This is a genomic window from Nonomuraea sp. NPDC049607, assembly GCF_040675375.1.
Classification (GTDB): Bacteria; Actinomycetota; Actinomycetes; order Streptosporangiales; family Streptosporangiaceae; genus Nonomuraea.
In genome coordinates this window covers 136,356-147,618 of sequence record NZ_JBFAOV010000014.1, presented here as the reverse complement: position 1 = coordinate 147,618, position 11,263 = coordinate 136,356, and the positions used below count along the sequence as shown (strand labels likewise).

Below are 11,263 nucleotides of genomic sequence, written 5' to 3'. Positions count from 1 at the left end.
GGCGCCGTGACGAGGTCAAGGCGTGCCGTCGGCATCACGACGGCGTTGACGCTGGCGGCGGGCCTGCTGGCCGCCTTACCGGCCGCCCCGGCGGCCGCGGACCGGGCCGCCGCCCCCAAGGACCCGGACAGGGTCGTGGCGGGCGGGCCGGTCAAGGCCAGGCCGCGCGTCCTGGACGCGTCGGTCGCCCGTCCCGCGCCGCCTCCGGTGGTGCGCTGGCCCGAAGCGGGCGTGGTGGAGGGCTCCCCCCAGGCGTCCCCGGGACTGTCCGCGGGGGCGTCCCGGGACGCCGGGGGGAAGGGTCCGCTGCGGATCTCCGGTGCGGCGCGGGCGCGGGTGCTCGACCGCGCGGCCGTGGCGGGGACCGGGCTGGACGGCGTGGTCTTCGCGCTGGAGCAGCCCGCCGGCGACACCGTGGACGTGCGGCTCGACTACTCGGGCTTCGCCGCCGCCTACGGCGGTGACTACGGCTCCCGGCTGCGCCTGGTCGGCCTGCCCGCGTGCGCCCTGACCACGCCGGGCCGGGACGAATGCCGCACGATCCGGCCGCTGACGGCCGTCAACGACACGGCGGCCGCCACGCTGAGCGCCCAGGTGCCCGCCGCCGAGACCGTGCTGGCGGCCACCGCGCAGAGCGGCGGCGAGAAGGGCGACTACAAGGCGACCTCGCTGGCCGCCTCCGACACCTGGCAGGTGGGCGCCCAGTCGGGCGACTTCACCTGGTCGTACCCGATGCGGATGCCGCCGGTGCCGGGCGGGCTGACGCCGTCGGTGGCGCTGTCCTACAGCTCCGCCTCGATCGACGGCCGCACCTCCAACGGCAACAGCCAGCCGTCGTGGGTGGGCGACGGCTTCGAGCTGTGGCCCGGCTACATCGAGCGCCGCTACAACTCCTGCGAGGACGACAAGGCGCCCAAGAACACCACCTGGAACATCTACCCCGGCGACCTGTGCTGGGGGTACGACAACGCCACGCTGAGCCTGAACGGCAAGGGCGGCGAGCTGATCCCGGCCGGCGACGGCACCTGGCGCACCAAGGGCGACGACGGCACCCGCGTCGAACGGCTGACCGGCTCGGGAACCGCCAACGGCGACGACGACGGCGAGTACTGGAAGGTCACCACGACCGACGGCACCCAGTACTTCTTCGGCCTCAACACGCTGGCCGCCGGCAAGCCGCAGACGAAGTCGGCCTGGACGGTCCCGGTGTTCGGCGACGACGACGGCGAGCCGTGCCACAAGTCCGACTTCAAGGACTCCTGGTGCCAGCAGGCCTGGCGGTGGAACCTGGACAAGGTGGTCGACACCGACGGCAACGCGGTCGTCTACTTCTACGAGCAGGAACGCAACCACTACGGCCGCAACCTCAAGGCCGAGGACGAGACCCCGTACGTGCGCGGCGGCCACCTGCGTTACGCCGAGTACGGCCTGCGCGCCGGCGACCTGTTCCCCACGCCGGCCCCGGCGCGGGTGGAGTTCACCACCGCCGAGCGGTGCATGCGCGAGACGGCCTCCGACTGCGCCGAGGCGGAGATCAAGGATCATCCGGACTACTGGCAGGACGTGCCCTGGGACCTGCACTGCGACGAGGGTCAGAAGTGCGAGGAGGACCACGGCACCGGCTCGCCCACGTTCTGGTCGCGCAAGCGGCTGGTCAAGGTGACGACGAAGGTGGCCAAGGCCGACGGCAGCGGCCACCGCGCGGTGGACTCCTGGACGCTCCAGCATGCCTGGGGCATGGCCGACGTCGACCGCCAGCTGCTGCTGACCTCGGTCGTGCACACCGGGCACGCGGGGGTCGCGCCGGTGACCCTGCCGCCGGTGTCGTTCGTGTACACGCAGCTGCCCAACCGCGTCGACAAGCTCGGCGACGACCTCGGGCCGTTCGTGAAGAACCGGCTGGGCACGATCTACAACGAGTACGGGGGCGTGCTCGACGTCAACTACTCGGCCGCCGACTGCACCACGTCCGACCTGCCGTCGCCGCAGACGAACCGGCGCCGCTGCTTCCCCGTCTACTGGATGAAGACCAGCGGCGTGGACGACCATCCGACGCTGGACTGGTTCCACAAGTACGTGGTGACGCAGACCGTGCAGACCGACCTGACCGGCGGCGCGCCCGACCAGGTCACCGCCTACGACTACTCGATCGGCCGGCCCGCCTGGCACTTCGACGACGACGACGGGCTGACGCCGGAGAAGTACAAGACGTGGTCGCAGTGGCACGGCTACGACAAGGTGCGCGTCATCTCGGGCGCGACCGGCCCGAACCCCGGCCAGGTGGACCACTGGTACTTCCAGGGCATGGACGGCGACCGGCTCGGCCCGGACGGCGGCCGCAAGGACGTCGACGTCTCCGACGGCGAGGGCGGCTCCTCCCCCGACAGCGAGGCGTTGCAGGGCTTCGAGGTGCGGAAGGTCACCTACGACCGGGCCGGCGGCACGCCGGTGGAGAAGGTCGTCACCTCGCCCTGGTACCAGCGGACGGCGAGCCGTACGCGCTCGTGGGGGACGGTCTCGGCCTACCTGTCGGCCCCGAGGACCACGCGGACGCTCACCGCGCTGGACGGCGGCCGCTGGCGGGAGTCGAAGACCGCCAACCTGTCCTTCGACGAGGTGACCGGCCGGGTGCTGCAGGTCGACGACCAGGGCGACGTGGCGCTGGACACCGACGACGTGTGCACCACCACGACGATGGCGGCGCGCAACACCGGCGCGTGGCTGGTCGACGCGGTCGCCGAGGAGCTGAAGGTGGCCAGGCGCTGCGGCGCGGCCGTGGACTACACCAAGGACCTGGTCTCGGCCACGCGCACCGCCTACGACGGCGGCGCGTACCGCCAGGCCCCGAGCAAGGGACGGGCGACCTCGGCGGACAAGGCGTCGGCCGGCGGCACCACGGCGGCGGCCCTGGCGTACGTCTCCGACACCAGGACCTCCCACGACGCCTACGGCAGGCCGACCACCGTCGTCAAGATCGACCACACCTCCTCCCCGGCCGTCGAGCGGCCGACCACCACCGTGTACACCGACACGCAGGGCCTGAACACCCGCACCGCCGAGACCGGCCCGCCGGCCACGCCGGGCGTCCCCGGCTCGGCCATGACCACCGCCAAGGACCTCGACCCCGCGTGGGGCAGCGCCGTCACGACCACCGACGCGGGCGGCAAGACGGTCACGATGGCGTACGACGCGCTGGGCCGGCTGGTCAAGGTCTGGACGCCCGCCCGCGGCACCGGCCAGGTGCCCGACCGCGAGTACGCCTACCGGGTGGCCGCCGGCCAGATCACCGCCGTCACCACGAAGAAGCTCGACCAGGACGGCGGCCAGGAGACGTCGGTCTCGCTGCTGGACGGCTGGCTGCGCGCCCGCCAGACCCAGGACGCCGGCCCCGGCGGCGGCCGGCTCGTCTCCGACACCTTCTACAACGCCCAGGGCGCCGTGGACCGCACCTACGCCCCCTACTTCGCCGACGGGCCGCCCGCGCCCGCGCTGTTCGGCGTGGCCCAGACCGGCCAGGTCGAGACCCAGACCGTGTACACCTACGACGGCCGCAACCGCAAGACCGCCGAGATCCTGCGGGCCGGCAACAGCGACACCGGCGAGCTGTGGCGCACGACCTTCGCCTACGGCGGCGACTGGTCGCGGGTGACGCCACCCTCGGGCGGGGTGGTCACCACGACCGTCACCGACGCCCGCGGCAGGCGTTCGGAGCTGCGCCGCCACCGCCCGGACGGCGGCTACGACTCGACGTTCTACACCTACACCGGCGGTGACCGGCCGGCCGAGGTCAAGGGGCCGGGCGGGCACGTGTGGCGCTACACCTACGACGTGCGGGGCCGCAAGACGAGCGAGCTGGACCCGGACAAGGGGCTGACCACGTTCGCCTACGACGACCTCGACCGGCTCGTGCAGTCGGTGGACGCCCGGGGCCAGAAGCTGACGCTGACCCTCGACGGCCTGGGGCGCAAGACCGCCCAGTACGACGGCGCCGGCGTCAAGCTGGCCGAGTGGACGTACGACACCGTGCGCAAGGGCCAGCAGGCCAGTTCCACGCGCTGGTCGGGCGGCGCCGCCTACACCAAGAAGGTGGACTTCTACGACAACCTGAACCGGCCGACGCGGACGACCGTGCTGGTGCCCGCCGCCGAGGGCGCGCTGGCCCCGGTGGGCGGATACACCTTCTCGACGGTCTACAACCCCGACGGCACGCTGCAGTCCACCGGCAGCCCGGCCGCGGGCGGCCTGCCCGCCGAGGTGATCGCCGCCTCCTACGACGAGCTGGGGCGCCCGCTGACCGCCTCCAGCAACCTGTCGTCGTACGTGGTCGGCACCGACTACAGCAGGACGGGCAAGCTGCTCGCCCAGCGGCTGGACACCGGCGCCGACGGCAAGCAGGTGGACTTCACCTACTCCTACGAGTTCGGCAGCCAGCGGCTGCGCACCCTGACCACCGTCCACGAGGGCGCGGCGGGGGTGGACCGCAGCGAGACCTACGGCTACGACGACGCGGGCAACGTCACGCAGATCGCCGACGCCTCCAGGGACGGCGCCGACAACCAGTGCTTCCGCTACGACCACCTGGCCCGCCTGACCGAGGCGTGGGCGCAGGGCTCCGGCGGGTGCGCGGCCGACCCGGCCGCCGCCGTCCTGGGCGGGCCCGCCCCCTACCACGACGCCTACACCTACGACGCGGCGGGCGACCGTACGGGCGAGACCCGCTACGACGCGGCCAACCAGCCGTCGGCCACCCGCGCCTACACCTACGCGGGCGACGACGGCGCCGCGGCGGGGCTCAAGGGGCACCAGCTCGGCGCGGTCACCCAGACCGGACCGGGGGCCCGCGCCGAGAGCTACGCCTACGACGCGGCCGGCAACACCACCACGCGCCGGATCGGGACCTCCGCCCAGACCCTCACCTGGGACGCCGAGGGCGAGCTGGCCAAGGTGTCCGACCCTGGCAAGGGCGAGACCTCCTTCGTCTACGACGCCGACGGCGGCCGGCTGCTGCGCCGCGACCCCGGCGGGACCACGCTGTACCTGGACGGCATGGAGGTGCGGCTGAACAAGGGCGCCACGGCCACGGTGGCCACCCGCTACTACACGCAGGGCGACCAGGTGGTGGCGGTCAGGAGCACGACCGGCGTGACGTTCCTGGCCGCCGACCGGCACGGCACCGGCGAGGTGGCCATCGACGCCAGGACCGGCGCGGTCGTCAAGCGCCGCCTGACGCCGTTCGGGCAGCCGCGCGGGAGCGCCGCGGCGGGCTGGCCGGGCGACAAGGGCTTCGTCGGCGGCACCGTGGACGTCAGCACCGGCCTGACCCACCTCGGCGCCCGCGAGTACGACCCGGACACCGGCCGCTTCATCTCGGTGGACCCGGTGTTCAACGCCGACAACCCGGCGCAGCTCAACGGCTACGGCTACGCCGAGAGCAACCCGGCGACCAACAGCGACCCCTCGGGCGAGTGCAGCCCGGAGGGCGGCTGCGCCACCAACCCCTGCCACCCGACGGGCGGCTTCTGCGGCGGTTTCGACGGCTGCGGCGGCACGTGCCCCCACCACCCCGACGTCTCCGGCGGCGGCAACTACGTCCCCCGCTCCCCCGGCGAGCCCGAGCACGGCGGCTACCGGACGTGGAAGAGGACGCTCAAGCGGGTGCTGAAGATGATGAAGGTGCTGACCGAGTACGACGCCCTGACCGCGGGGGCCTGCGTGGCGGCCTGGACGCTGACCTGCGACACCTGGAGCCACTACCGCGGCAAGAGCGGCAAGGACTTCATCGTGGATCCGTACCAGATCTACTCCGACAACGAGGGCATCGGGAAACGGGTGGACCAGGTCATGCGGAGCATGGCGAAGAAGGCCATCGCCAAGTGCCGCGCGGCGACCTGCGAGCTGACGTTCGACTCCTTCTGGAAGAGCGCCCACGTCAGCGGGAAGGACAAGGACACCTACTACACGCTCGGCGGCAGCATGTTCCGCGCGGACGGCAAATTCCTCATCGAGAACGGCGACAACCCCAAGAAGCGCGTCATCACCGCGCAGTACACGCTGCGCATGCACAAGGACTGGAACTTCGACCCCAACGACGCGGCGTCCGTCCCGATCCTGAACCGCAAGGCGAACTTCCGGGGCTTCTACGAGATGCACCTGCTGGGCTACGCCCGTGAGTTCGTCCTGCGGGGCAGCACGTCCATGAACCAATCCTGGCATCAGTAGCGGGCGGGACTGCAACTTCCGCGGCAGTCGATGTCCACCCCCGGTTTGATGCGCCGGGGGTGGCGCCGGGGTTAGCGTGACGGGTGCCCTTCACCCCCTCGTCCCTTCTCCGGCGGGTGGTCGCGGTCCACCCGCTGCTGCTCGACGGCGCGGCGGCCCTCACGCTGGTCGTCGGCACCTGGCTGTGGGAGGTGTTCGAGCCGGGCCGGGGCCGGCCCGGCGACGGCCTGTCGATGGGCCTGACCCTGCTGGTCAACGCGCCGCTGGCGCTGCGCAGGGTGGCGCCGGTGCCGGTGCTGCTGGTGTCGGTGGGCGCGTCGCTGGTCTACCACGTGCTCGGCTACCACCACGGGCTCAACAGCATCGGCCCGCTGGTGGCCCTCTACTCCGTCGCCGCGCACCGGTCGTGGGCCTGGTGCGCGGCCGGCTCGGTGCTGGTCGTCACCGAGTGGACGTACGCCTCGGGGCAGCAGCCCGGCCTGGCGACGTGGTCGGCGCTGGCGCAGTCGGTCCTGGTGGCGGCGTGCGGGGTGGGCGCGGGGGCCAGCGTACGGCTGCTGTCGGAGCGCACCGCGCAGCTGGCCGACCTCGCCGCGCAGCTCCGCGCCGAGCAGGGGGCCGCCGCCCGGCGGGCCGTCACCCGCGAGCGGGTGCGCATCGCCCGCGAGCTGCACGACGTCGTCGCCCACCACATGTCGGTCATCTCCGTACAGGCCGGGCTGGGGCGTTACGTCGCGCTGAGCGACCCGGCCACCGCCCACGCCACGCTGGGCGTCATCGCCGACACCAGCCACGAGGCGCTGACCGAGATGCGCCGGCTGCTGTCGATCCTGCGCATCGAGGCCCACGACGACGACGAGGGCCTCTACGCCACCGCGCCGGGCCTGCTGGCCCTCGATCCGCTGGTCGAACGCATGCGCGCGGCGGGCGTCGGCACCGAGCTCACCGTCGAGGGCCGCGCCCGGCCGCTGCCGCCCGGCCTCGACCTGTGCGCGTACCGCATCGTCCAGGAGTCGCTGACGAACGTCCTCAAGCACGCCGACCCCGGCCGGGTCGAGATCCGCATCGGCTACGGTCCGGCCACGCTGACGTTGCGTGTCAGCAACGACGGCGCCGCCGTCGAGGCCGGGGGCCGGGGTTCCGGCGGCCACGGGTTGATCGGCATGACTGAACGTGTCAGGCTCTACCAGGGTTCGATCACCGCCGGGCCGCTGCCCGAGGGCGGGTTCGAGGTGCTGGCGACCTTCCCGCTCCCCACACCCGGTGAGGGCGATCGGCCGCCGTGACGACCGTGAGGCAGGTGCGAGATCAAGGTTCTCGTGGTCGACGACCAGGTGCTCATCCGCGCCGGTCTGGCCGCGCTCCTGCGGGCCGCGGGCCTGGAGGTGGTGGGCGAGGCCGCCGACGGCGAGGAGGCCGTGCGCCTGGCCGCCACGCTCAGGCCCGACGTGATCCTCATGGACATCAGGATGCCGGGCATCAACGGCCTGACCGCGACCGAGCGCATCCTGGCCGCCGCGCACGACCCGCCGCCCAAGGTGCTCATCCTGACCACGTTCGACCTCGACGAGTACGTCTACAACGCGCTGCGCCTGGGCGCCGGCGGCTTCCTGCTCAAGGACACGCCGCCCGAACGCCTGATCGCCGCCATCCGCACGGTCGCGGCGGGCGACATCCTGCTGGCCCCGGCCGCGACCAGGCGCCTGATCGAGGCGTTCACCGAACCGCCCGCCCCGCTGCCCTCCCCCTCCCTCGACCGGCTCACCGGGCGCGAGACGGAGGTGCTGCGGCTGGTCGGGCACGCATTATCGAACAAGGAGATCGCCGAACGGCTGTCGGTGAGCGAGGGAACGGTCAAGACGCACCTCAACCGGCTGATGGCCAAGCTGGGGCTGAGCAGCCGCGCGCAGGTGGTCGTGGTGTCGTACGACTCCGGCCTCGTCCGTCCCGGACAGTCCGCGCCCCGCCGGACGACCCCCGAGGCCCAGGGGCCGGCGGATCGCACGGACGGCCGGTAGGTTGCGGACCGCGACAGGACGCGCCGCCGGTCTTGCGGCCGAGGCCGGGGTTGTGGACCCTTGGACGGTGGCCGACAGCGTCGACGCGGTGTGCGATCACCCGTACCGAAGTTCCTGGATCCACCGCATGGCCAGACCGAGCCCGGTGGTGTCCGCGTCCACCGACGCGATCCCGAGGAAGGATCGCCTGGAGTGGTGGGCGCACCTCGCCGCGCACGAGGTCGTGCCCACCGCGCTGTCCAGCGAGCACGCCGACGACTTCCACGGCCGGGTGCAGTCCATCGACCTGTCGCAGGTGCGGGTGGGCGACTTCACGATGTCGCCGCTGAAGGGCCGGCGCACCCCGGCCCACATCAGCCGGCACGATCCCGAGGGCTACGAGCTCTTCCTGCTGCACGGCAACGCCAACCGGCTGCGGCAGCGGGGCAACGAATCCCTGTTACAGGCCGGCGACATGTCCTTGTTCGACACCTCCTCGCCGTACGTGACCGAGTTCCTCGACGGTGACCGGCCGACCCGGGTGACGCTCCTGTTCCTGCCGCGCGAGGCGCTGCCGCTGACCCGCGGCCAGCTGGAGCCGTTGCTGGCCACCAGGCTCCGGGCGGCCACCGGCTCAGGGGCGCTGCTGGCCCGCTACCTCACCGGCCTGCTCGAACACGCGAGCGGCTGCCACCCCGCCGAGCTGCCCCGCCTCGGCACCATCGGCGTCGACCTGGCCGCCGCCTTCCTGGCCGGACGCCTCGACGCCGGCCGCCAGCTGCCGGCCGAGAGCCGGCACCGGATGCTGGCCGCGCGGATCGACGCCTTCATCGACCAGCATCTCGGCGATCCCGACCTGGGGCCGTCGAGCATCGCCGCGCACCACCACATCTCCGTACGCACCCTGCACGCGCTGTTCGAGCAGCGGCACGAGACCGTCGGCGCCACCGTTCGCCGGCGCCGGCTCGAACGTTGTCACGCCGACCTGGCCGACCCGCGGCTGCGGGACCTTCCGATCGGCGAGATCGGCATGCGCTGGGGCTTCAGGAACGGCGCCGAGTTCAGCCGCGCGTTCCGCACCGCCTACGACCTCAGCCCGCGGGACCACCGCCGCCGGTCGCTGGCGGGCCACGACGACCACGACGACCACGACGGCCGGCCCGCCGGGGAAGCTCAGCGGTCGGCGAGCTCGCGGTAGGTGTCCCGGACGACCATCAGGCGGTCGCGGCGGAACCGGGGAGGCTCGGCGGCGCGCACCTCCCGCCCGCGGGCGGACCAGAAGGCCTCCGCGGGGACGTCGTCCTGCCCCTCGGGGATGAACTTGAGCACCTCGTCCATGGCCGAACGAGCCATGGAGAGCGCCCGGCGAGCGTCCTCCGGATCGTCGGGGACGTTACCGGCCGTGAGGTCGGCCAGCCACATCCACTCCCCGGCGTCGAGCAGCTCGGACGGCTCCGCGCCGCCGAACGTCGGCCAGCCGACCGGCATGACCTCGCGCCTGGGCAGTGAGAACAGGTACTCCCGCGCCGCGCCGCAGTCGTCGCAGGCACCCGACCAGCACGTGGCCAGCGAGCCTTCGACGCTGACCACGCCGCTGTCCCACTCGGTCTCCACCGAGCCGCACCGGCAGGGATTCAGGTCGAGGTACACGAGAGCCTCGTCGCGGGTGCGGGCAATCGGCCGATCCGTCACACGGGCAACCTACAGGGAACGCGGATCAACCCACTAGGGTGTCGCCATGCAGGCACCGACCGCGTTCGAGGAGCGGCTCAAGGAGGCGCACGACCGGCAGGACCTGTCCACCTGTCTCGCGCTGCTGCGGTACGCCGACTTCGCCTGCCCGGTCGGCGACGCCGCCGCCAGAGGTGACGAGCAGGTCGCCTGGCCGACGTTCGCGAGGGCCGATCGTGTGTGGGTGGCGGTGTACACGTCGGAGGAGGCGATGTCGGAGGCCACGGGTGGCGCCGTCCGGCACTGCCGGGTGCTGTCGCTGGTCGAGCTCGCGGCGGGCTGGCCCGACCCCCGCTGGGGGCTGGCGGTCAACCCGGGGCTCGAACCGTCGTTCCTGCTGGAGCCGGGCACGGTCGCGCGGCTGGCGGTGCCCACGCTGGAGCAGGACCTGGTGGCCGAGCCCGGCCACGGCGTCCCGATCGTGCAGAAGCTGCTGGAGGTGGCGCAGATCCAGGAGTTGCTGGACAGCGAACGGCCGCGCGTGTCCGGCTACTGCCACCACGCGCTCGACGTCGAGCACATCGCGACTCCGTCCGTGCTCGCCGACGCGCTGCTCCAGGACGACGCCCTCACCGCCGAGGGCGCGGTCAACCTGCTGCGCTGGCCGGCGGTCGGGGTGGAGCTCTACCGCACCCCGTACGGCGGGGTCGACGAGAGGGGCCGGACGGCGATGGCCGGCTGGGTGGTCGAGGAGCCGCCGTTCGTCGGCACGGGCCTGGTGCCGAACCCCGCCGAGACCATCAGGGAGTACAAGATCGACGGCATCGGCCTGCCGCACGGCGCCGAGATCGTGGAGCTGGCCGCCGACGGCAGGGAACGCACACAGGCGCGGTACGACGCCGACCGCTGCCGGTGGCTGATGGTGGAGGACGAATGAACCCCGGCTCCTACCGCGTCCGCTGGGCGGGCGCCGACCACGAGGCGTCGCCGGACCTCGTCGACGGCGTGCTCTTCATGCGTCTGTACGCCCCGGAGCCCGCCGACGGCTTCGAGGAGGTGGCGCCTGGCCGGTACGTACGCGCGGTCCCGGCGGCCGACTGCGCGGCGATCTGGCACCTGACCGTCGTCTGCGAGTGGCGTGGCGCCCCCTTCCTGGTCCGCGCGGCGCGCGAGGCGGAGTTGCTCATCGAGTACCTGGGCGCGAACGCGCCGCACGCCGCGGAGCTCGGCCTGGAACGCGTCGAGCGCGGAGTGCACCGTGCCTGGGTGATGCGGGACGAGGTGTCGGCGCTCAGTGAGAAGGCTGTGGCACTTGTCGGCATCTGATGAACAACAAGGCTGTTGATCTCTTTCAGGCCAGATGATGTTGTTGTTAT

At 72.7% G+C, this 11,263-nt stretch carries 7 protein-coding genes; 6 read left to right on the top strand and 1 reads right to left on the bottom strand.

What is annotated here, in order from left to right; translation table 11 throughout:
* Positions 1-6: 6 nt before the first annotated feature.
* From AB0J97_RS26815 to AB0J97_RS26800, 4 genes are all read left to right on the top strand, one after another.
* Positions 7-6,219 (top strand): RHS repeat-associated core domain-containing protein, encoded by a 6,213-nt coding sequence (locus AB0J97_RS26815; RefSeq protein WP_364092984.1) that lies wholly within the window; start codon positions 7-9, stop codon positions 6,217-6,219.
* 83 nt (positions 6,220-6,302) lie between these two features.
* Positions 6,303-7,505, top strand: coding sequence for a histidine kinase (locus AB0J97_RS26810; RefSeq protein ID WP_364092982.1), 1,203 nt, complete (start codon positions 6,303-6,305; stop codon positions 7,503-7,505).
* A gap of 33 nt (positions 7,506-7,538) precedes the next feature.
* Entirely contained in the window at positions 7,539-8,237 is a 699-nt protein-coding gene (locus tag AB0J97_RS26805) for a response regulator transcription factor (protein ID WP_364092980.1), read from the top strand.
* A 127-nt stretch (positions 8,238-8,364) separates the two neighbouring features.
* Complete coding sequence (locus AB0J97_RS26800; RefSeq protein WP_364092978.1) at positions 8,365-9,414, top strand: helix-turn-helix domain-containing protein; 1,050 nt, start codon at positions 8,365-8,367, stop codon at positions 9,412-9,414.
* On the opposite strand, the gene AB0J97_RS26795 is transcribed toward AB0J97_RS26800, so the two are convergent.
* Positions 9,390-9,908, bottom strand: coding sequence for a hypothetical protein (locus tag AB0J97_RS26795; protein WP_357701801.1), 519 nt, complete (start codon positions 9,906-9,908; stop codon positions 9,390-9,392). The two genes, AB0J97_RS26800 and AB0J97_RS26795, sit on opposite strands and share 25 nt — an antisense overlap.
* A gap of 46 nt (positions 9,909-9,954) precedes the next feature.
* Here AB0J97_RS26795 and AB0J97_RS26790 point away from each other — a divergent pair, with 46 nt between their 5' ends.
* Positions 9,955-10,824, top strand: a complete 870-nt coding sequence (locus AB0J97_RS26790) for an SseB family protein (protein WP_364092976.1) — start codon at positions 9,955-9,957, stop codon at positions 10,822-10,824.
* On the top strand, positions 10,821-11,213 hold the full coding sequence (locus AB0J97_RS26785; protein WP_364092974.1) for a hypothetical protein: 393 nt from the start codon (positions 10,821-10,823) through the stop codon (positions 11,211-11,213). The genes AB0J97_RS26790 and AB0J97_RS26785 overlap by 4 nt, the downstream gene beginning before the upstream one ends.
* Positions 11,214-11,263: the final 50 nt, after the last annotated feature.